At 66.4% G+C, this 20,856-nt stretch carries 16 protein-coding genes; 8 read left to right on the forward strand and 8 right to left on the reverse strand.

Translation table 11 applies throughout. The annotated features are described in order from the left end of the window. Positions 1-66 precede the first annotated feature (66 nt). Positions 67-2,202, reverse strand: coding sequence for a prolyl oligopeptidase family serine peptidase (locus DFR29_RS13015; protein ID WP_133819044.1), 2,136 nt, complete (start codon positions 2,200-2,202; stop codon positions 67-69). 294 nt (positions 2,203-2,496) lie between these two features. Here DFR29_RS13015 and DFR29_RS13020 point away from each other — a divergent pair, with 294 nt between their 5' ends. Further along, a complete protein-coding gene (locus DFR29_RS13020) occupies positions 2,497-4,914 on the forward strand; it encodes a hybrid sensor histidine kinase/response regulator (protein WP_166654064.1) in 2,418 nt (805 codons plus the stop codon). A gap of 285 nt (positions 4,915-5,199) precedes the next feature. Here DFR29_RS13020 and DFR29_RS13025 read toward each other — a convergent pair whose 3' ends face one another. From DFR29_RS13025 to DFR29_RS13045, 5 genes are all read right to left on the reverse strand, one after another. Further along, the gene (locus DFR29_RS13025; protein ID WP_133819046.1) at positions 5,200-7,563 is read right to left on the reverse strand and encodes a serine/threonine-protein kinase; all 2,364 of its coding nucleotides are present in this window, start codon (positions 7,561-7,563) and stop codon (positions 5,200-5,202) included. Between the two features lies 1 nt (position 7,564). Beyond that, positions 7,565-8,131: an ECF-type sigma factor gene (locus tag DFR29_RS13030; RefSeq protein ID WP_133819047.1), complete on the reverse strand. Its 567-nt coding sequence runs from the start codon at positions 8,129-8,131 to the stop codon at positions 7,565-7,567. A 119-nt stretch (positions 8,132-8,250) separates the two neighbouring features. Continuing rightward, entirely contained in the window at positions 8,251-9,744 is a 1,494-nt protein-coding gene (locus tag DFR29_RS13035) for a hypothetical protein (RefSeq protein WP_133819048.1), read from the reverse strand. A gap of 31 nt (positions 9,745-9,775) precedes the next feature. Continuing rightward, positions 9,776-10,798: an L-threonine 3-dehydrogenase gene (gene tdh, locus DFR29_RS13040; RefSeq protein WP_133819225.1), complete on the reverse strand. Its 1,023-nt coding sequence runs from the start codon at positions 10,796-10,798 to the stop codon at positions 9,776-9,778. A 115-nt stretch (positions 10,799-10,913) separates the two neighbouring features. Continuing rightward, the gene (locus DFR29_RS13045; RefSeq protein ID WP_133819049.1) at positions 10,914-11,765 is read right to left on the reverse strand and encodes a 23S rRNA (adenine(2030)-N(6))-methyltransferase RlmJ; all 852 of its coding nucleotides are present in this window, start codon (positions 11,763-11,765) and stop codon (positions 10,914-10,916) included. Between the two features lie 168 nt (positions 11,766-11,933). On the opposite strand from DFR29_RS13045, the gene DFR29_RS13050 reads away from it, so the two are divergent. The 4 genes from DFR29_RS13050 to DFR29_RS13065 all read left to right on the forward strand — a co-directional run bounded on the left by DFR29_RS13050 (position 11,934) and on the right by DFR29_RS13065 (position 15,721). Beyond that, positions 11,934-13,754 (forward strand): DUF885 domain-containing protein, encoded by a 1,821-nt coding sequence (locus tag DFR29_RS13050; RefSeq protein ID WP_133819050.1) that lies wholly within the window; start codon positions 11,934-11,936, stop codon positions 13,752-13,754. A 1-nt stretch (position 13,755) separates the two neighbouring features. Continuing rightward, positions 13,756-14,352 (forward strand): GNAT family N-acetyltransferase, encoded by a 597-nt coding sequence (locus tag DFR29_RS13055; RefSeq protein WP_133819051.1) that lies wholly within the window; start codon positions 13,756-13,758, stop codon positions 14,350-14,352. A 2-nt stretch (positions 14,353-14,354) separates the two neighbouring features. Next, entirely contained in the window at positions 14,355-15,230 is an 876-nt protein-coding gene (locus DFR29_RS13060) for a carbon-nitrogen hydrolase family protein (RefSeq protein WP_133819052.1), read from the forward strand. Between the two features lie 179 nt (positions 15,231-15,409). Then, positions 15,410-15,721, forward strand: a complete 312-nt coding sequence (locus DFR29_RS13065) for a hypothetical protein (RefSeq protein ID WP_133819053.1) — start codon at positions 15,410-15,412, stop codon at positions 15,719-15,721. Here the strand turns inward: DFR29_RS13065 and DFR29_RS13070 are convergent. Both DFR29_RS13070 and DFR29_RS13075 read right to left on the reverse strand, forming a co-directional pair. Beyond that, positions 15,702-16,262 (reverse strand): phosphatase PAP2 family protein, encoded by a 561-nt coding sequence (locus tag DFR29_RS13070; protein WP_133819054.1) that lies wholly within the window; start codon positions 16,260-16,262, stop codon positions 15,702-15,704. The genes DFR29_RS13065 and DFR29_RS13070 overlap by 20 nt on opposite strands. After that, positions 16,259-17,389, reverse strand: a complete 1,131-nt coding sequence (locus tag DFR29_RS13075; RefSeq protein ID WP_133819055.1) for a glycosyltransferase family 4 protein — start codon at positions 17,387-17,389, stop codon at positions 16,259-16,261. Before DFR29_RS13075 ends, DFR29_RS13070 begins: the two co-directional genes overlap by 4 nt. A 307-nt stretch (positions 17,390-17,696) precedes the next feature. On the opposite strand from DFR29_RS13075, the gene DFR29_RS13080 reads away from it, so the two are divergent. From DFR29_RS13080 to DFR29_RS13090, 3 genes are all read left to right on the forward strand, one after another. Then, positions 17,697-18,671 carry an ABC transporter permease subunit gene (locus DFR29_RS13080; RefSeq protein ID WP_166654065.1) on the forward strand — a complete coding sequence of 325 codons (975 nt, stop codon included), beginning with the start codon at positions 17,697-17,699 and terminating at the stop codon, positions 18,669-18,671. Positions 18,672-18,742: 71 nt separating this feature from the next. After that, positions 18,743-19,993, forward strand: a complete 1,251-nt coding sequence (gene pstA, locus DFR29_RS13085; RefSeq protein ID WP_166654066.1) for a phosphate ABC transporter permease PstA — start codon at positions 18,743-18,745, stop codon at positions 19,991-19,993. Beyond that, positions 19,990-20,808, forward strand: a complete 819-nt coding sequence (locus DFR29_RS13090; RefSeq protein ID WP_133819058.1) for a phosphate ABC transporter ATP-binding protein — start codon at positions 19,990-19,992, stop codon at positions 20,806-20,808. The genes pstA and DFR29_RS13090 overlap by 4 nt, the downstream gene beginning before the upstream one ends. The last annotated feature ends 48 nt before the right edge of the window (positions 20,809-20,856 follow it).

Consider the following 20,856-nt stretch of genomic DNA (forward strand, 5'->3'; position numbering starts at 1 on the left):
GCGCGGTCCGCATGGACCGCGCGCTGGTGCTTGCTGCAGCTGTCCGCGGCGCTGCCGCGGCGCGGCTTATTGCGCCATGCCGAAGGCGTTGAGGATGAAGGCGTAGACGTCGGCGGCCTCGGCGATCTGCTTGCCCGTCGGCTTGCCTGCACCATGGCCGGCGCGCACGTCGATGCGGATCAGCTGCGGCTTGCCCTTGGGGTTGGCCGCCTGCATTGCCGCGGCGAACTTGAAGCTATGCGCCGGGAAAACGCGGTCGTCGTGGTCGCCGGTGGTGATCAGCGTCGCCGGATAGGCAACGCCGGATTTCACGTTGTGCAGCGGTGAATAGGCGCGCAGCGCAGCGAACTCCTGCACGTCCAGCACCGAGCCGTAGTCCGACTCCCAGGCCTTGCCGATGGTGAACTCGCGGAAGCGCAGCATGTCGAGCACGCCGACGGCGGGCACGGCGGCGGCAAACAGGTCGGGACGCTGCAGTTCGACCGCAGCCACCAGCAGGCCGCCGTTGGAGCCGCCCTGGATGGCCAGGCGCTGCGGCGATGTATACTTTTCCTGAACCAGGTATTCGGCGGCGGCAATGAAATCGTCGAACACGTTCTGCTTGTTGAGCTTGGTGCCGGCCTCGTGCCACTCGCGGCCGTACTCGCCGCCGCCGCGCAGGTTGGCCACGGCGAACACGCCGCCCTGGTCCAGCCAGGTAGCGATGGACGGCTTGAAGCCCGGCACCTGCGAAATCTTGAAGCCGCCATAGCCGTACAGGATGGTCGGGTTGTTGCCATCGAGGTTCAGTTCTTTCTTGCCGGTGATGAACATCGGCACGCGCGTGCCGTCCTTGCTGGTGTAGAACACCTGGCGCGTTTCGTACTGGTTGGCATCGAACGCCGTTGTCGGTGCGTGCAGCAGGGCGCCCTTGTTCTTGCCGATGTCGTAGCTGTAGACCGCGGTCGGCGTGGTGTAGCTGGTGAAGGTGTAGTGCAGCAGCTTGTCGCCGGCGCGGCTCTGGATGCTGGGCACGGTGCCCAGGCCGGGCAGGGCGATGTCGCCCTTGGCCTTGCCGTTCATATCGAAGCGGCGCAGGCGCGAGCTGGCGTCGTGCAGGTAGTTCAGCACCAGCTGGCCGCCGGCCATGTTCGCCTTGAGCAGCGAGTCGTCGCTCTGCTCGACGATGGTCTTCCAGTTCTTTTCCGCCGGCTTGGCCACGTCGATGGCGATGAGGCGGCCGCGCGGCGCGGCGTCGTCGGTACGGAAATAGAACTTGCTGCCGACATTGCCGACGAAGTCATACTCGGCTTTCCACTGGCCGATCAGTTCCTTGAACTCGGCGGCCTTGCCCTTGGCCTTCAGATCGCGGTAGAGCACCAGGTTCTTCTGCTCGGTGCCGCGGGAGACCGAAACCACCAGATAGCGGCCGTCATCGGTTGCGTCGGCGCCGAAGGACCAGTCGGGCTGGTCCTTGCGCTCGTATACCAGCACGTCTTCGGACTGCGGCGTGCCGCGTTTGTGGAAATAGAGCTTTTGGTATTCGTTCTTGGCCTTGAGCACATTCTCGCCCTGGGGCTCGTCATAGCGGCTGTACCAGAAGCCCTTGCCGTCGCGGCTCCAGTCCACGGCGGAGAACTTCACCCACTTCAGCACGTCTTCGGTCGGCTTGCCGCTGGCGACGTCGAGCACGCGCCATTCTTCCCAGTCAGAACCGCCGCTGGACAGGCCGTAGGCCATGTACTTGCCGTCGGCACTGAAGGCCGTGTCCTTCAGCGCGACCGTGCCGTCGGTGGACAGGCTGTTGGGGTCGAGCAGCACCCGGCCGTCGCTGTCAGGCTTGTCGCCGGCATACAGCACGGCCTGGTTCTGCAGGCCGTCGTTCTTGGACCAGAACCATTGCTTGCCTTCGCGCGAAGGCGCGCTCCAGCGGTTGAAATTCCAGATTTCGGTCAGGCGCGCGGCGATGCGCTCGCGGCCGGGAATGCGGGCCAGGTAGGCTGTGGTGACGTCGTTCTGTGCCTTGACCCAGGCGGCGGTGTCGGCCGAGTCGATGTCTTCGAGCCAGCGGTACGGATCGGCGATCTGCTGATCGTGATAGGTGTCGACCTGGCTTACCTTCTTGGATGCCGGGTAGGTCAGGCTGGGGACGGTTTCCTTCTTTACGGGCTGGCAGGCAGCCAGCACGAGCAAGGCGGGAAACAGGATCAAGGGCAGGCGCATCGGCGCAAACTCCAAAGGGGCTAGGCAAACCCGCGAAGATAGAGGGCGGCAGCGTGCGCGTCCAGCAGAAGTGCGATAAGTCATGACGGAGTGCGCACAAGCCCGGCGCGCTACAGCCACCGTTGCGGCAATGCCCCAGCCGGAATTTGGATTTTCCTGTCGCACCGGCCGGCTTTGACGGATGCAACGGCGGCTGCCACCATCGCACAGCACGGCCCGGTAGCGATGATGGTGGCCGTTCCTGTCTTTTCTGATGCACCGGCCTGTCCGGGTGCAAGTCTGCACCGGAGTTCCATGTCCCGCGCCTCGTCGCTGTATTCGGATACGTCTTTCCTCGCCGGCGGCGGCGACATGGGCGAGATCATCCGCCGCTTTGCCTGGGAAACGACGCCGCTGGGTCCGCCGGCGCAATGGCGGCCTACGCTCAAGGCGATGGTGCGCATGGCGCTGACCACGCGCCATCCGATCTTCATTTTCTGGGGCGAGGCGCTGACCTGCCTGTACAACGACGCCTACAGCGCGTCGCTGGGGCCGGAAAAGCATCCGTCCATCCTGGGCATGCCGGGACGCGAAGCCTGGCCCGAGATATGGCACATCATCGGCCCGCAGATCGAACTGGTGCGCAGCGGCGATGGCGCCACCTGGCACGAAAATCAGCTCGTGCCCATTCTGCGCCACGGCCGCCTTGACGAGGTCTACTGGACCTATTCCTACGGCCCCATCGACGACGAGCAGGCGCCCAACGGCGTCGCCGGCGTGCTGGTGATCTGCACCGAAACCACCGCCCAGGTGCTGCAGGAGCAGCGCCTGGCCAGCGAGCGCGAACGCTTCAGCGAACTGTTCGAGCAGGCGCCGTCGTTCATGGCTGTGCTGCGCGGGCCGCAGCACGTGTTCGAGCTGGCCAATCCCGGCTATCTGCGCCTGGTCGGCGAGCGCGAAATACTCGGCAAGCCAGCCGCGCACGCCTTGCCCGAAGCCGCCGAGCAGGGCTATGTGGCGCTGCTGGACCAGGTCTATTCCAGCGGCAAGCCTTTTGTCGCCAGCGGCGCGCGCATCGCGCTGCAGTCGGGCGACGAGGCAGAGCGCTACCTCGATTTCGTCTACCAGCCTATGCGCGACGCGTTTGGCGCCGTGAGCGGTATATTTGTGCAAGGTGTGGACGTTACGCACAAGTGGCAAGTGGAAAATCGCCTGCGCGACGCGGAAAGCCGTTTGCGCCTGGCGGTGGATTCGTCCTCGCTGGGCACCTTCGACGTGGAGCTGCCGCAGGGGCAGACAGTACTGTCGCGGCGCGGCCAGGAACTGTTCGACGTGGATGCCGAAAGCGTCGCGCTGGAACTGCTGCTGTCGCGCATTCCGCCTGAGGACCGCAGCCGGGTCGAGGCCAGTGTCGCCGCAGTCCGCGCCGACGCTGGCGAAGGCATCTACAGCCAGCGCCATCGCATACAGCGGCGCGACGGCAGCATCGGCTGGGTCGCCGTGGCCGGGCGCCTGAGCCGCGGCGAAGCCGCCGGCGGCGACGGGCGCGAACGTCTGGTCGGCGTGCTCTGGGACGTGACCGAACAGCAGCAACTGATGGAATTGCTGCAGCAGGGCGACCGGCGCAAGGACGAGTTCCTGGCCACGCTGTCGCATGAGCTGCGCAATCCGCTCGCGCCGATCCGCACCGCCGGACACCTGTTGCTGGCACCGGACCTGAGCAGTGCGCAGGTACAGGAATGCGGCCAGCTGATCGAACGCCAGGCGCGCAGCATGTCGCACCTGCTCGACGACCTGCTGGACATTTCGCGCATCACCAGCGGCAAGATGGAACTGCGCAACGAGCCGGTGGACGTACATGCCGTGATCGAGGCAGCGCTGGAAGCGGCGCGGCCGCTGATCGACGGCAAGGGGCATGCGCTGAGCCTGCAGCTGCCACCGCCACCGCTGTGGCTCAATGCCGATCCGCTGCGCCTGCGCCAGATCCTGACCAATCTTTTGAACAATGCGGCTAAATATACTGACCCGGGCGGGCATATCCGCATCGACGTGCGCCGGTCTGGCGATGCGCTGCAATTCGACATCGTCGACAACGGCGTCGGCCTGGCGTTCGATGCGCGCGCGCAACTGTTCGAGATGTTCCACCAGGTACGCGGCACCCTGAACCGTTCCCAGGGCGGCTTGGGCATAGGCCTGGCGCTGTCGCGTGGGCTGGCACAGCTGCAGGGCGGCAAGCTGGAGGCGCTCAGCGACGGGCTGGGCCATGGGTCGACCTTCCGCCTGAGCCTGCCCTTGTCGCTGTCGCTGGACAAGGACATGCAGGTTCCCGCCGTGGAGCAGGCTGTGGCGCACGCCGTGGCCACGGCGCGGCGTTGTGTGCTGATCGCCGACGACTATGTCGACGGTGGCCGCATGCTGGCCTTGTTCCTGGAAAGCGAAGGTTTCGAGGTCGTGCTGGTACACGACGGCCTCAGCGCGCTGGAAGCGGCGGCACGGCGCCGGCCCGAGGCGGCCTTCATGGACATCAGCATGCCGGGCCTGGACGGCTACCAGCTGGCGACGCGCCTGCGCGCCACCGACTGGGGGCGCGACATCCTGCTCGTCGCTACGACGGGCTGGGGGCAGGCGGAAGACCGGCGCAAGGCCATCGAATCGGGATTCGATGTGCATATGACCAAGCCGGTTTCGCCGGATGCGGTGTTGAGGGTGTTGGTTGAGCGGTTTGGTGCTTAGGTCTGTTTTTTCTTTTCAAATCTGTAGCAGATCGGGTGATGTTGCTATGTCATGTGCTTTGCGCGGCCTGGCCAGCGCGAGTTTTTTGCCGATTGCGCCGCCTTCGTTTTAGTCCCTCTTCCCCAAGCTTGCTTGAGGGAGAGTTTAGGTGGGGGCAGGAATGCCTGCATGGCTCAGCGCTACGCTTTTCGCCAGACAGCAATGTGTCTGAAACGCGGCCAGCAAGTTCCATCGCCGCTGCACATGAACGGGCAGTGCGCCTGGGCCTGGCCGCACCGCGCAACCTCAATGCCGGTCGCTGCAGGCTTGTGCCTGGTGCTCGAAATGGCGCTTGTCGCCCGGTGCTACGTGCATGTCGGCGAGCAGGGCGGCAAGTGCCGTCGCCACGCTTTTTGCGGCGGCTTTTTCCCCGCCGCGGCATTCGGCGACCGCCAGCGCCAAGCGCGCCGACCAGCGCGAGCGTTCGGGTATTTCCTTGTCGTCTTCGCGCAGGGCAACCGCCTCTGCCAGCTGCGTCAGCGCCAGCGCACGATCGCCGTAGGCGTTGTTCCACTCGCCCATGATCTGCAGGGTCAAGGGGCAGCGCACGTGGTCGCCGAAGCTTTTCTCGCAACGCGCCAGTGCGGTATCGAGCAACGGTTTGGCTGCCGCTGCATCGCCCAGGCGCAGCAGGCTGCGGGCGAGACCGGTTTCGGTATTGGTCAGGCGGCGGTCGCTCGCTTCGAATAATTTTCTTTGTTCACTAAGTACTTTTTCGTACAGGCCGCGCGCCGCAGCGGCTTCGCCGCGCATCAGCAGCAGGCTGGCGGCGTAGGCGGAAACTGCCTGTGGCTCGGGATGGCTGTCGTTGCCGCGCAGGGCGCGGAAGGCGGCGGCGGCGGCGAAGGCGGTCTGTTGCGCGTCGTCCCAGCGGCCTTGCGCTTCGCGCACGTGGGCGAGATTGTCTGTGGCGTAGGCGCGGTGCTCGGCTTCCCGGCTGCCCAGGCGCGGCAGCAGCGCCAGTACGCGCTCCAGGGCAAGTGCGGCTTCGTCGGTGCGGTCCAGCCATTTCAGCGCCATGGCGCGGGTGTTTTCCAGCTCGACCCGGCGTTCGGCGTCTTCGTCGCCGATGCGGTCCAGCAGGACCAGCGCCTGGTCGGCGGCTTCCAGCGCACCGCTGCGGTTGCCGCTGCGGGCGCGGATGCTGGCGAGCAGCGCGATGCGGTCGGCACGCAGGCGGCCGATGTCGAAGCTGTCGCCGCTGGTGGCGGCGATCGAAGCCTGGATCAGGTGCTCGGCGCGCTCGTGCTCGCCCAGGCCGCGCATGGCCAGGGCCAGTGTCTGCTGTAGCGCAGCGCGGATCTCGGGCTGGTCTTTCAGTTCGGTTTCGATGCGAGCGGCGCCTTGTTCCAGCAGGGTGCGTGCATCGGGTTTCGCCCCGCGGTTGTTGGCCGGATCGGCCTGGCCGAAAAGCGAGACGAGGAAATCGTTGACTGCGACGGCGCGGGCCGATTCGCGCCTGGCCTGGGCCAGTGCGTTGGCTGCATTTGCCTCGGCGACGACGGCGCGGCGGCGCTCCGCATCAAGGCGCCAGACGAACATGCCGGCCAGTACCAGCGCTGCGGCAGCCATGGCTACGCCCAGGCGGTGCCGATGCAGGAATTTGCGCAAACGGTACAGCGGCGTGTCGGCGCTGGCGCGTAGCGGCCGGCCGCTGCGATAGCGTGCCAGATCTTCGGCGAAAGCCTCGGCGCTGGCGTAGCGCAGCGCCGGATCTGTCGCGGTGGCGCGGGCGACCACACCGCGCAATTCGGCGTCCAGCGCGGTCGTGCCGCCGCGTGCGTCGGCGCCGAGCAGCAGGTCGCGCAGCAAAAGTCCCAAGGTGTAGATGTCGCTCGCCGTGGTGATCGGGCGGCCGGCTTGCTGCTCCGGGCTGGCCCAGGCCGGCGTCATCACGCGGGTCGAGGTATCGCGCGTGCCGTCGTCGCCTTCGACCAGCTTGGCGATACCGAAGTCGAGCAGGCGCGGCATGCCGTCGCTGCGCACGAGGATGTTCGCCGGCTTCAGATCGCGATGTACGACCAGGCGCTGGTGCGCGTGCTGTACTGCGGCGAGTACGTGCTCGAACAGCTGTAGGCGCTGGCCGCGGCTGGGCGAATGCTGCGCTACCCATTCGCCAAGGGGCAGGCCGGCGACATATTCCAGCGCCAGCCAGGGCTGGCCGGCCGGGGTTTCGCCGCCGTCGAGCAGGCGCGCGATGCAGGGATGGTCCAGGGTCGCCAGGATCTGCCGTTCCTGGCGCAGGCGGCGCATGCCGTCGCGGGTGGGAAAGCCGCGCAGCAGTTTGATCGCGACCTGCTGCGCATAGGCACCGTCGCTGCGTTCGGCCAGGAATACCGTGCCCATGCCGCCGCTGCCGATCTCCTGCAGCAGGCGGTAGGCGCCCAGCTGCAGCGGCTGGGCCGGCAGATCCAGCGTGCGCATCGCGTCGCCGACGACGACGGCGAGCGGATCGGAGGCATCGCTGTCGGCGGCAAGAAGTCGCAAAAGAAATTCGTGGAATTCATCGCCTTGTTCGCGCCGCCAGCGCTGCAGTGCGGCGGCGCGCTCGGGGGCGCCGAGCAGCAGCAGTTCGTCCAGAGCGGCGAGGGCGACCGCGTCGGCCGCCATTTCAGGCCTCGATCGCTACTTTCAGCCAGGCCCGTGCCAGGCGCAGGTCGCGATCGACGGTGCCTTCGGACACGTCCAGCGTGGCGGCGATCTCGGCGCGCGAGTAGCCACCGAAATAGACCAGTTCGATGGTGCGGGCGCGGCGCTGGTCGCTGCGTCCGAGTTCGGCCAGGGCAGCGTCGATGCGCAGCAGCTGGGCATCGGAATCGGCGCTGGCGATCTGCTCGGCCGCCTCGGCGATGTCGATGCGCTCGACCGCACCGCCGCGCTTGTCCGCATGACGGCGTCGCGCGGCGTCGACCAGGATCTGCCGCGTGGCCTGGGCGATGACGTGGAAGAAATGCCGCCGGTCCTGCCAGCCGGCCTCGGCGCCGAGGATGCGCAGCAGTGCCTCGTGGGCGATTTCGGTCGGTGTCAGCGTGGCGCCGGGGGCATGCCTCAGCGAACAGGCGGCGATGGCGCGGACATGGTCGTAGACCAGGTTGACGACCGATTCGCGCGCGACGCCGTCGCCGGCCTCCCAGGCGCGCAGAAGCTGGGTGATCTGTTGCGGAGGCGAAGCGAGCATGCGTCAGTCCTGCGGGCGGTGCGATCTGGCCTGGGCATTATCGGGGTATCGGCGCCGGTGCTGTCGGGGTTTTGCCCACAGTCGTACTGTCGATCCGGTCACACTGGGGGGCGATTTTTTTACAGGCAGGCTGCGGTCTCCGCCACGTCGCCGACACAGAGCTGCGGCGTTTCGCTGCGCTCCAGCGCGGTGGGCAGTCCTTGCGACAGATCGTCCGCATAAGCTGGCGCGCCCGCATAGGGCAGGCGCAGGTGCAGGTTCCAGCCGCGCCGGGCCAGGGCGCGCTGTGCCGTTGCCGAGGCTTCGCCGCCGATCAGCAGGCTTTTGTCTTCGATGCGGAATTGCCGCGCGGCGAAGAACTCGCCCATGTCTGCCGTCCAGCTGAGCCAGTCCAGCGGCAGCGGCAGCAGCAGCCGGTTACCATCGCCGGAGCGCCAGGCCAGTGCGGCGCCGACCACGAACAGCTCGCCGCCCTGCGCCTGCTGGCTGCGCAGCAGGCGCAGGGCATTGACCAGGTAGCGGGCTTCCAGCTCGGAGCGCGTGCCGGCACCGATCTCGATCAGGTCGTTGCAGCCTTTGGCGGGTTTGAGCTGGTCCAGTTCGTCGGCCAGCGCAGTGCGCAGGCTGTCGTTGAAACCGCCGCGGCGCAGGAACTGGCGCAGGGCGAATTCGTCGCTGCACCAGCGTGCTATACGCACGCGGTTGCGTTCGCGCAGGTTCTCTTCGTCCAGCTCCCAGACCAGGGAATTCAGCCGGCCGCCGACCGACATCACTTCCGCTGCCGTGCCGCCGACCGCATCCAGCGCGGTGCCGGCGGTGAAATTGCCCGCGACGGCAGCCCAGGCCAGCGTGTCCAGGCGTTCGCGCAGCAGCGGATTGCTGGAGCTGGGGTCTACGCCCAGGTGCTGGGCGATCTGCCGGCGCATCTTGCTGTAGTCGAGCTGGCGCCTGGCTTCGCGGCCGATTTCCTTGCCGACACTGCCATACCAGGGCTTGTCCACTTTTTGCGTAATTTCGCCCGGCAGGGCAGCGCGGGCAGAGGACATCGGTGCCTGCGCGCCGCGGAAGGGATCGCCGTCCACGCCGAGTTCGCGCGCGGCGCGGTCGCTGACCGACTGGGCGCGGCCGCTCCAACGTTCGATCTGTTTCCTGAAATAGCGCGCCACGCCGGCGGGCAGGCCGGCTACGGTGCCGACCGGATGGCTGACCACCTGCCAGATCGATTGGCCGGTCTTCTTGAACTTCTCGCCCAGTGCATGGGCGAAGGCGCCGCGGCGGCTGGCCTGCTCCAGCGTTTCGATGGCGGGAATCTCGGCCTGGCGGATGGCCAGCAGCTCCACGCTTTCGGCAGCGAGCGGGCCGAACGGCGTATCCAGCGCGAAGCGCGCCATGTAGCCATGTACGCGCGCCTCGGGCGCTACCGTCGCATTCGGCGCCGACAGCAGCGCCGGCTGCACGATCGCGGCGGCGTCCAGGCGCGGCTCGTCTTCGAACGGCTCGTCGCCGTCGGCACGCGCGGTAGAGACCAGGCAAAGCAACAAGCCCAGGCTCAGCGCCTGGGCTTTGCATGCACGGGGCTGCGGCGATGCGGCAGCGGGCAGGTACGGATTCATGCCAGGCGGCGGCAGCGTGGCGCCGTCGCAGTCAGTTCCAGCTGCAGACGACCTTGCCGCAATTGCCCTGTTCCATCAGGTCGAAGCCTTTCTGGAAGTCGTCGATATGGATCTGGTGGGTCAGCACCTTGGCCAGCGGGAAGCCGCTGAGCACCATCTGCGTCATCTTGTACCAGGTCTCGTACATGCGCCGGCCGTACATGCCGTGCAGCACCAGGCCCTTGAAAATGACCTTGTCCCAGTCGATGCCGGCGCCCTTGGGCATGATGCCGAGCAGGGCGATCTTGCCGCCGTGGTACATGCATTCGAGCATGTCGCCGAAGGCCTGCTGGTTGCCGCTCATTTCCAGGCCGACGTCGAAGCCTTCGATATGCAGTTCCTTGACCACGTCCTTTAGCGACTGCTTGGCCACGTTGACCACGCGCGTGGCGCCCATTTCCGCGGCCAGCTTGAGGCGGTAGTCGTTGACGTCGGTAACCACAACATTGCGTGCACCGACGTGCTTGCAGATGCCCGCGGCGATGATGCCGATAGGGCCGGCGCCGGTGATCAGCACGTCTTCGCCGATCAGGTCGAATTCCAGCGCGCAGTGCGCGGCATTGCCGTAGGGGTCGAAGAAGGCCGCCAGCTCGGACGGAATCTGGTCGGGAATCGGCCAGAGGTTGGAAGCCGGCATGGCGATGTATTCGGCAAACGCACCGGGCCGGTTGACGCCGATGCCGACGGTGTTCGGACACAGGTGCTGGCGTCCGGCGCGGCAGTTGCGGCAGTGGCCGCAGACGATATGGCCTTCGGCGGAAACGCGCTGGCCGATCTGGTAGCCGCGTACGCCGGCGCCCATGTCGACGATGCGGCCGACGAATTCGTGGCCGATGACCAGGCCGGGCTTGATGGTGCGCTGGGACCACTCGTCCCATTTGTAGATATGCAGGTCGGTGCCGCAGATTGCGGTCTTTTCCAGCTTCACCAGCACATCGTTGGGGCCGATCTCGGGCATCGGCACTTCTTCCATCCAGATGCCCTTGGCCGCTTCGCGCTTGACCAGGGCTTTCATCGTCTTGGACATGGGGAACCTCGCGGTGGGGCGGCGATTATAGGCGCGATGGGCCAGCTGCAGACCTGTGCCGGACGGCCGAGGTTCAGCCGCACGGCGCGGGCGGCAGGCCAGGCTATTCCTGGACCAGCCACTCCACCGTGTGCTGGCCGAAGCGGCCCTGGGCCAGGTGCTGGCTCAGCACGGGCAGCAGTTCCTCCAGCTGGCGGTCGAACTTCCAGGGCGGATTGACGATGGCCATGCCACTGCCGTTCAGGCGCAGGGCGGAGTTGTCCGGGTGTACCAGCAGTTCGGCCAGCAGTACCTTGCCGAAGCCGCTGCCCTTGAGCCAGCGATGGAAACCGGCCAACTGCTGGCGCAGTTTGATCGGATACCAGATGGCGTAGATGCCGGTGGGCCAGCGCGCCTGGGCCTGCTTCAGGGCGGCTTCGATCAGGCGGAACTCGCCGTCCTGGGCCTCGAATGGTGGATCGATCAGTACCAGGCCGCGCTTTTCCTTCGGAGGCAGCAGGCTTTTCAGCGCTTCGTAGCCGTCGCGTTCGTGCACGGCGACGCGCGCATCGCCGCGGAAAAGGCTGCGCAGATGACCGGCTTCTTCCGGCTGCAGTTCGCACAGCTGGGCGCGGTCGCCGTCGCGCAGCAGCAGGCTGGCCAGCAGGGGCGAGCCGGGATAGACGGAAATGTCGTGGCCGCCGCGGTTGCCGTTCAAGGCCCGCACCAGGTTCAGGTAGACATGCAATGCCGCCGGCAGGCGCGAGGCATCGAGCAGGCGCATCACACCGTCGGAGAATTCGCGCGTCTTGAGGGCTTCCTCGCCATGCAGGTCGTAGCGGCCGCGCCCGGCGTGGCTGTCGAAATAGCAGAACGGCGTCTGCTTCTGCTTCAGCGCCTCGATCAGCCCGACCAGTACGCTGTGTTTGAGTACATCGGCGAAATTGCCCGCATGATAGGCATGCCGGTAGTTCATGGGCTCTCCTTCGCACGACGAACGGCGATGCAGTATACGGGCGCACCCGCGCGGGTTCTGCGCGAAACCGCCCGATCGTACCCACCGCTATGACTTCCGGCACCTACTTCCGGCGTGCAACATGCGAAAGTCTGTTCACGTTGCTATCACCTTGCCCCTGGGGAAACCATGAAACGCCTGTTGAAATGGCTGTTCAGCCTGTTTTTGGTTCTGGTCGCGGTCATTGGACTGCTGTTCGCTAATTTCTGGTACTTCAAACCGGTCAGTCTGAACTGGTTCTACGGCCGTGTATTCGCCAAGTTCGCGGTGGCCAGTCCGGAAATGCTGTCGAGCATGCGCATCGTGCCGCCGTGGCTGGATTTCTACAGCGATGACCTGGGCGACGCGTCGCCGGCCGAGGACGAACGCCAGTTCCAGCTGGTCAAGGACAGCCACGACATGCTGCTGACCTACCACCGCAGCGGCCTGGATGATGCAGGCAAGCTGTCCTACGACGTGATGGAATATTTCCTGCGCGTCCAGGTGGAAGGCGACAAGTTCCGCGGCTACGGCTTCCCCGTCAACCAGATGTTCGGCATCCAGAGCAGCCTGCCCGATTTCATGGCGCAGCAGCATCCGGTGGCGAGCGAGGGCGAGGCCAAGGACTACGTCAAGCGCTTGAACAAGTTCCCGCTCAAGTTCGACCAGACCCTGGAAAGCCTGCGCCTTTACGAGGGCAAGGGCATCGTGCCGCCGCGCTTTACCGTGGACAAGGTGATTACCCAGATGCAGGGGTTCACCGGCGTGCCGGCCAAGGAAAACATCTTGTACGTCACGTTCAAGGACAAGCTGGACAAGATTCCTGCCGACAGCATGAACCAGTCCACCCGCGACGGCCTGCTGGCCGAGGTGGAGAAGGCGATCAACGACAGCGTCTACCCGTCGTACAAGAAACTGATTGCGCACGAGGAAGCCCTGCGCGCGAAGGCCGACGGCAACTACGGTGCCTGGCATCTGCCCGACGGCGACGCCTACTACGCCTGGTGCGTGCGCAACCACACCACCACCGAGATGAGCGCCGACCAGATCCACCAGATCGGCCTGGCCGAAGTGGCCCGCGTCAGCGGCGAGATGGATGCTATCCTGCGCGAACGCGGCATGACCGAAGGTTCGATCGGCGACCGTGTACGCACGCTCACCGCCAGCCCGGACCAGCTCTTCCCGAACACGCCGGAAGGCAAGAAGGAGCTGCTGGCACGCTTCCAGGCCATCATCGACGACATCGACGGCAAGCTCGGCCCGGCCTTCGACATCCGGCCCAAGCTGGGCGTGAAAGTGGAGGCGGTGCCGGAGTTCTCCCAGGCCACCGCGCCGGGCGCTTACTACCAGCCAGGCGCCTTCGACGGTTCGCGGCCTGGCGTGTTCTATGCCAATTTGCGCAATGTGGCAGAAATGCCAAAGTTCACCATGCGCACGCTGGCCTATCATGAGGCAATTCCCGGCCATCATTTCCAGATTGCCATCCAGCAGGAACTCAAGGGCGTGCCGTTCTTCCGCCGCATACTGCCGTTCACTGCCTATGCGGAAGGCTGGGCGCTGTATACCGAGCGGCTGGCCTGGGAACTGGGCTTCGAGAACGATCCGCTGGACAACCTCGGCCGCCTGCGCGACGAAATGATGCGCGCGGTGCGCCTGGTGGTGGATACCGGCATCCATTCCAAGAAGTGGACGCGCGAGCAGGCGGTCGAATACATGCTGGCCAATACCGGCATGGTCGAGACCGATGTGGTGGCTGAGATCGAGCGCTATTTCGTCATGCCCGGCCAGGCTCTGGGCTACAAGGTCGGCATGCTCAAGATCCTGGAGCTGCGCGAGAAAGCCAAGAAAGAACTCGGCGACAAGTTCGATATTCGCCAGTTCCATAATGTCATTCTCAAGCAGGGCTCGCTGCCGCTGGTGCTGCTCGAACGCGTTGTTGACGAGTGGATCGCCAAGAGCAAGAGTGCCTGAGGTGACGCGCATCGAATGCCTGTCGGGTACGGCGGTGACGCCGCACCTGGCGGCGGTGGCTGCATTGCGCATCGACGTATTCCGCGACTGGCCGTATTGTTACCAGGGCAGCGCGGAATACGAAGCACGCTATCTGTCCACTTATGCACATTCGCCGCGCAGCCTGTTCGTGCTGGCCTTCGACGGCGACGCCGTCGTCGGCGCTTCCACGGCAATTCCCCTGGCCGACGAAACGGCGGCATTCCAGCAGCCGTTCCTGCAGCGCGGCATGACGCTGGACACGGTGTTCTATTTCGGCGAATCCGTGCTGCTGCCGGCCTATCGCGGCCGGCGCCTGGGCCACGCGTTCTTCGATGCGCGCGAGGCACGGGCGCGCGAACTCGGCGGCTTTGCGCTGACCGCCTTCTGCGCGGTGGAGCGCAGCGCCGACGATCCGCGCCGCCCGCCACGCCATCGCGACAACGATGCGTTCTGGTGCAAGCGCGGCTATCGCCGCCAGGACGACATGTTCTGCCGGCTGGAATGGCAGGAAATCGGGCACGAGCAGACCAGCTTGCACGATCTGCGCTTCTGGCTGCGCCCGTTGGACGAGGAGTGACGATGCGCATCGCCAGCGCGCAATGGCCGGTCGGCGAGCCTGCGCATTTCGATGTATTTGCCCAGCGTCTGCAGGATGAATTGAGCGCCGCGGCGCAGCGCGGTGCGGTATTGGCGGTGCTACCCGAATACCTGTCGCTGGAACTGGCTGCGGTATTTGATGCCGAGGTACGCGGCGATTTCGTGCGTTCGCTGGCGGCGCTGCAGGCTTTCTTTCCGGCGTGGAACGCGTTGTTCGGCGCTATGGCGCGCGAGTGCGGATTGCATGTGCTGGCCGGCAGTTTCCTGCTGCGCCAGCCAAACGGCCGCTATCGCAATCGCTCGATACTGTATGCGCCCGACGGGCGCCAGTGGTTCCAGGACAAGCTGCTGCTGACCGGCTTCGAACGCGCCAGTGGCGTGATCGAAGGCGGCGATGTCTTGCAGGTATTCGATACGACGCTCGGCCGCATCGGCGTGAATATCTGCTACGACGCCGAATTTCCCCTCTTTGCGCGGCGCCAGTACGAATCCGGCGCACGCCTGCTGCTGGTGCCCAGCTGTACCGACACGCCAGCTGGTGCAACGCGCGTACGCGTGGGCTGCCAGGCGCGCGCACTGGAAAACCAGGTCCATGTCGTACAGGCCGTCACGGCTGGCGAGGCGGCCTGGAGCCCGGCGCTGGATACGAATACCGGCAGCGCGGCGATCTATGCGCCCAGCGATCGCGGCCTGCCCGACGACGGCGTCGTGGCGCGGGCGTCGCCCGGCGACGCCTGGCTCGTTGCCGATATCGCTGCGGATGCCTTGGACGAAGTACGCAGAGACGGCCAAGTTGCCAATGCCGTCGATTGGGAAGGGCAGCTGCGGCCTGGGCTTGCGGCGGCAATCGTGCGATGACAACCCGCCATTTTCACCGGCGAGGTCTGGTGGCTATTCTGGCCACCCTGTGTCGTGGCCATGCGTAGTAACGGCACACGAGTAGCAACGGCACAGGACATGTTCAACACTGGCGAAAGTGGACCGGGCATGCAGATGAATCGCTTGATGACCTATGAGGCCGGTATCTGGCTGCCTATATGGCCTACCGCGGCTTTTGGGATGTTCCGCGTCTACTGTTGACGCAGGACGCTGCCGGTTTCTGGATTCTCGATTGCCGCTTTGATCCGGAGCGGGATGAATACCCGTCCGTGTTCAAGCTCTACTATGCCGGCTTCGATACAGCGGCGGCGATGTCGATCTACGAAAACCACAATGCCGAAATCGTCGCCGGGTATCGCGGCGAGATCGCTTTCGCGGCGCTGGAATTCGATCCGAGCCGGCGCAAGCAGGTGCGCATTGCAGTGGGGCCGCGGTCGAACCGGGCAGTGTCTAGCCCGGCAGCAGCGTAACTCCGGGCACCACCCACAACGAAACAGAAGCCAGGCCGCTGCCAATCACGGCAGCGGCCACTACATCGCTGGGAAAGTGCAGACCGAGGATCACGCGTGACGCGGCGACGAGCAGCGTGAACGGCAGCAGCAGCACAGCCAGCATCGGGAAATAGGCGATTGCGACAAGGCTGAAGCTCACCGCGTGCAAGGTATGTCCGGACGGAAAACTGTATTCGTCCAAGGGTGGAATATGCGCCACGATGCCGTGGTGGGCGCGGAACGGGCGTGGCCGGCAGGTGCGTTTTTTCAGATTGCGGTAGAGCAGCAGGGCGACAATGCCGACGACGGCCATGTGCAGCGCCGCCTGGGCGCCGCGGCTGCCGCCGAACAGGGCCAGTACGGCCATCAGGCTGTACCAGAACACACCGTCGCCGGCGCGGCTGACCGCACAGAAAAAGCGCGCGATGGTGCGGCGTGTGCCCCAGCGATTGGCGGCAAGGCAGACGCGCCATTCGCCGCTGCGGACTTCCAGGCGGTTCCAGCGTTCGATCGCGTTCATGCGCGGCTCCTCAGGTTCGCCAGCAGTTCGGCAAAGTGGTCGGTGACGGATTGGGGACTCAGGCCGCGCATCGCATCGCGGCCAGCGGCAGCAAGGCGGTGGCGCAGTGCGGGATCGCGGGCGAATTGCACAGCAGCTTCGACAAAGGCCTCGCCGTTGCTGCAGGCGATGCGGCGGCCGTTGCCGCCGTCGACGATGTGTTCGCGCGCCGCGCCGTAGTCGAAGGCGAGCGTGGCCACGCCACTGGCCATGGCTTCCAGGGTGACGTTGCCGAAGGTCTCGCTGAGCGAGGCAAACAGGAATAAATCGCAGCTGGCGAAATGCCGCGCCAGTTCTTCGCCGCGCAGCGTGCCGGCGAAGATGAAGTCGGGATTCTGCCGCGCCAGTTCGGCCCGGGCCGGGCCGTCGCCAATCCAGATATAGCGTGCCGCCGGACAGTGCTGCTGCAGCGCGCGGAAGGCGCGCACGTTCAGGGCGAGGTTTTTCTCCGGCGCAATGCGGCCGACGTAGACCACGGCCAGTTCGTCGTCGGTCAGGCCCCAGCGGGCGCGTAGCGCGGCATCGCGCCGGGCCGGATCGAACAGCTGGGTATCGACCGCGCGGCGCAGCAGGCGCACATGATTGAAGCCGTTCTTGCCGAGGAAATCGGCCAGTTCCTGCGTCGGCACCAGCGTCGCGGCGGAACGGCCGTGGAAATGGCGCAGCCAGGCGAACACCAGCGGTGTGAGAAAACCCACGCCGTAGTGGCGGGCAAAGTCGTCGAAGCGGGTATGAAAGCCGGTACTGGCGGCAATGCCCAGCCGGTTTGCCGCGCGCAGGGCGGAATGGCCCAGCGGCCCTTCGGTGGCGACGTAGATGGCATCGGGGCGCTGCGCTTTCCACAGCGATTCCAGGCGGCGCCGCGCCGGCAGGCCGAAGCGCAGGCCCGGGTAGCGCGGCAGTGCGGCGCCGGTGACTTGTACGTCGTCGTCGACCAGGGCTGCATCGGCGTCGGCCGCTGGCTGGCGCGGGCGGATCAGCTGCACCTGGTGGCCGCGGCCGTGCAGGCCCTGGGCCAACGACTGCACCGTCAGCGCGACGCCGTTGATTTCGGGCGGATAGGTTTCGGTGACGATGGCGATGCGCACGGCGCGGACTCCGGACGCATCAGCGTTCTGCCGTGTCGCCACAGCCGGCTGGCATCCTCAGGTTTGGTCCATGCTGCGGCGGGGCGATTGCGCGCCGGTTGCGCTGGCGTGACGTCGCCGTGACAGCGTACGGCCATGGCCGGGCTATGTAATATGACTGTCACAATCACCGCCTAGCTTGGTCCAAATGTCCGTTCCGGCTGCATCTTTCCCGCCTCACTCGCTCACTGCCCGATTTGCCGCACGCGCCGCGCGGCGGCAGTGGCGTGAGCGTTGGCTGGGACGCGGCCTGCGTGGGCTCAGCCTGTTGCTGGCCCTGTTGCTGCTGGCCTTGCCGCTGTTTCTGCTATTCAACGCCCGTATCGACGATGCCTGGCGCGAAGCCTTGCTGCCCTTGCTGGCCGGCAGTTTCAAGGCGGCGCTGTACGCCATGCTGGTGGCCTTGCCGCTGGGACTGGGCGCGGCGATCTGGTGCGCGCGCTTTGCCACGCCAGGGCTGCGCGGCCTGCTCAAGCCGGTGTTCGAACTGTTCGAGGCGGTGCCCGCGGTGGTGCTGGGGCTGATCGCTGCCTTGATACTGGCGCCCTGGCTGGCGCAGCGTGTACTGGGCCTGGTGCTGTTGTTGGCCTTGCTGCCGCTGCTGGCACTGGCCGCGGGCTGGCTATGGCAGCGGCTGGCGCCGGCAGGCTGGCAACGCTTCTGGCGCGGCCGCGAAATCGGGCTGCTGCTGCCGCTGGCGGCCTTGCTGGTGCCGTTGGCCCTGGGGCTGGGTCAGGCGCCGCTGTTTGCGTCCTTCGCTGCCCAGTTGCAGCCGGCCTCGCCCTGGAATGGCCTGGTCATCGGCCTGATGCTGGGCCTGGCCACCATGCCGGTGATATTCACTCTGGCCGAGGACGCCTTGTTCGCCGTACCGGCCGATCTCGCTACCGGCGCGCAGGCGCTCGGGGCGACGCGCTGGCAGGCCTTGTGGCGGCTGGTGCTGCCGGTCGCTGCGCCGGGCATTGCTGCGGCAGTATTGCTGGGTTTCAGCCGCGCCCTGGGCGAAACCATGATCGTGCTGATGGCCAGTGGCAACACGCCGTTGTTGCAGGTGTCGCCGCTGAGCGGTTTGCGTTCGGTCGCGGCGAACCTTGCCCTGGAAGCGCCCGATGCGGTTCGCGGCAGTGTGCATTACGGCCAGCTGCTGTTCTCGGCGCTGTTGCTGTTCGGCCTGTGCCTGTTGCTGAATGCCCTGGCCGAGGGCGTGCGTGCACGCCTGCGCCAGCGCCTGGCCGGAAGCTAGCGGCGATGGCGAGTAATGCTTCCAGGCCGGTGCAGCGCCGGGATCTTGGCCTCTGGCTGGCGGCTGCCGCCGTGAGCACCAGCCTGCTCGCGCTGGCGGCCTTGCTCTGGGTGTTGCTGGCGCAGTCCTGGCAGGCGTTTGCGCCCGCGCCGGTCGCACTGCTGCAGTGGCGCGACGATGCCGGCGAACACAGCCTGCTCGCCAGCGTGCTGGCGCAGGACGAACAGGTGCTGATTGTGCGCGGCAGCGAGTGGCAGCGTCGTGGCGATGCCTACCGGCGCGTGCTGCGTTCTTCCCTTGTGCACTTGTCCTTTCCGGCGGATGCCTTGAACCTGCGCCTGGCCGACGGGCGCGAAATCCTGCTGCGCGGCAGCGAGCAGTCCTGGCGCGGTCTAGATCCGCAGCAGCGGCTGGTACTGCCGGGGGCGGACGGCGAAGTTCCGGTGCGCGGGGCCGATCTGGTGGAAGTCGTGGCGGTCAACGCGCTGAGCGGCTGGCAGCGCCTGGGCACAGGGCTGCAGCGGGCGCTGGGTTTTGCCGGCGGCACCGGCGGCAGCGGGCTGTTCGCTGCGCTGCTCGGTACCGTCGTTCTGGTGATGCTGATGAGCGTGCTGGTGATGCCGCTGGGCGTGCTGGTGGCGCTGTGGCTGCACGAGTACGCCGGCAACGACCAACTGGCACGCGGCCTGCGCGCCGCCATCGCCAACCTGGCCAGCGTGCCGTCGGTGATCTACGGCCTGTTCGGCCTGGTGCTGTTCGTGCACGGTATCGGCGGCAGCCTCGATGTCTTGCTCAGTGGTACGACAGCGCCGGTGCCGCACTGGGGCAGGGGTGGTTTGCTCTGGTCGGCGTTGACCCTGGCCCTGCTGACCTTGCCGGTGGTGGTGATTTCGGTGGAGGAGGGCCTGGCGCGCGTGCCGCCGGGACTGCGCCAGGCGGCACTGGCCCTGGGCGCGACGCGGGCGGAAATGCTCTGGCGCGTGGTGTTGCCGGTGGCGCGGCCGGCCCTGCTGACAGCGCTGATTCTGGCCGTGGCGCGGGCGGCCGGCGAAGTGGCGCCGCTGATGCTGGTGGGCGCGGTCAAGTACGCGCCGGCGTTGCCGCTTAATGGAGAATTTCCGTATTTGCATTTATCGCAGCAATTCATGCACCTGGGGCATGGCGTGTACGACCTGGCGCTGACCGGCAGCGACGGGCCGCGCGACCTGGCCCAGGCGCATGCGACGGCGCTGCTGCTGTTGCTGGTGGTAATAGGCCTGAACGCCTCGGCCATCGTCGTGCGCAACCGCTTGCGCGAGCGCAGCCGCGAGTTGTCCGCATGAGTGCGCCGGCACCTGTGGCCGCCATGCCCGGCGGCTTGCTTGACGGCCAGGAGCTGGCCTTGCAGGCGCGCGGCTTGAGCCTGGACTACGGCTCGCGCCGCGCGCTGGATGCGGTAGACCTGGCCGTGCCCTGCCGTCGCGTCACTGCGCTGATCGGCCCTTCCGGCTGCGGCAAGTCCAGCCTGCTGCGCTGTTTCAACCGGCTCAACGACGAGATTGCCGACTGCCGCATCGTCGGCGACGTGCGCGTATTCGGTGCCGATGCGTATGCGGCGGAGCTGTCCTTGCCGGAGCTGCGCCGCCGCGTCGGCATGGTGTTCCAGAAACCCAACCCGTTTCCCCAGTCGGTCAGCGAAAACGTGGCCTTCGGCCTGCGCCTGGCGGGCCTGCGTGCGCGCCTGGAGCTGGAAGACCGCGTCGAGGCGGCACTGCGCGCCGCCGGCCTGTGGGAGGAAGTGCGCGACCGCCTGGGCGAAAGCGCGCTGCGCCTGTCGGCCGGCCAGCAGCAGCGCCTGGTGATCGCGCGCGCGCTGGCGGTGGAGCCGCAGGTATTGCTGATGGACGAGCCAGCCTCGATGCTGGACCCGATCTCCACCCTGCGCTTCGAGGAACTGGTGGTGGCCCTGCGCGAGCGCTACAGCGTACTGCTGGTGACCCACAATATGCAGCAGGCGGCGCGCGTGGCCGACTACACGGCGTATATGCAGGCTGGCCGGCTGCTCGAATTCGATACTACCGACCGCATTTTCACCAACCCGCGCCTGCGCGGCACGGAAGACTACATTACCGGCAAGCTGGCGCGGGACGAGGAGTAGCACGGAGGGCAGTGAAATTCCTTGCCTGGGCCGTCTTTCTGTTTTTTT

The organism is Tahibacter aquaticus (genome assembly GCF_004363655.1).
In the GTDB taxonomy this organism is placed as follows: Bacteria; Pseudomonadota; Gammaproteobacteria; order Xanthomonadales; family Rhodanobacteraceae; genus Tahibacter; species Tahibacter aquaticus.

Bases quoted from the DNA above. Each gene is read 5' to 3' on its own strand.
- DFR29_RS13015 (WP_133819044.1), bottom strand. From the start codon at position 2,202: ATGCGCCTGCCCTTGATCCTGTTTCCCGCCTTGCTCGTGCTGGCTGCC.
- DFR29_RS13020 (WP_166654064.1), top strand. From the start codon at position 2,497: ATGTCCCGCGCCTCGTCGCTGTATTCGGATACGTCTTTCCTCGCCGGC.
- DFR29_RS13025 (WP_133819046.1), bottom strand. From the start codon at position 7,563: ATGGCGGCCGACGCGGTCGCCCTCGCCGCTCTGGACGAACTGCTGCTG.
- DFR29_RS13030 (WP_133819047.1), bottom strand. From the start codon at position 8,131: ATGCTCGCTTCGCCTCCGCAACAGATCACCCAGCTTCTGCGCGCCTGG.
- DFR29_RS13035 (WP_133819048.1), bottom strand. From the start codon at position 9,744: ATGAATCCGTACCTGCCCGCTGCCGCATCGCCGCAGCCCCGTGCATGC.
- tdh (WP_133819225.1), bottom strand. From the start codon at position 10,798: ATGAAAGCCCTGGTCAAGCGCGAAGCGGCCAAGGGCATCTGGATGGAA.
- DFR29_RS13045 (WP_133819049.1), bottom strand. From the start codon at position 11,765: ATGAACTACCGGCATGCCTATCATGCGGGCAATTTCGCCGATGTACTC.
- DFR29_RS13050 (WP_133819050.1), top strand. From the start codon at position 11,934: ATGAAACGCCTGTTGAAATGGCTGTTCAGCCTGTTTTTGGTTCTGGTC.
- DFR29_RS13060 (WP_133819052.1), top strand. From the start codon at position 14,355: ATGCGCATCGCCAGCGCGCAATGGCCGGTCGGCGAGCCTGCGCATTTC.
- DFR29_RS13065 (WP_133819053.1), top strand. From the start codon at position 15,410: ATGGCCTACCGCGGCTTTTGGGATGTTCCGCGTCTACTGTTGACGCAG.
- DFR29_RS13070 (WP_133819054.1), bottom strand. From the start codon at position 16,262: ATGAACGCGATCGAACGCTGGAACCGCCTGGAAGTCCGCAGCGGCGAA.
- DFR29_RS13090 (WP_133819058.1), top strand. From the start codon at position 19,990: ATGAGTGCGCCGGCACCTGTGGCCGCCATGCCCGGCGGCTTGCTTGAC.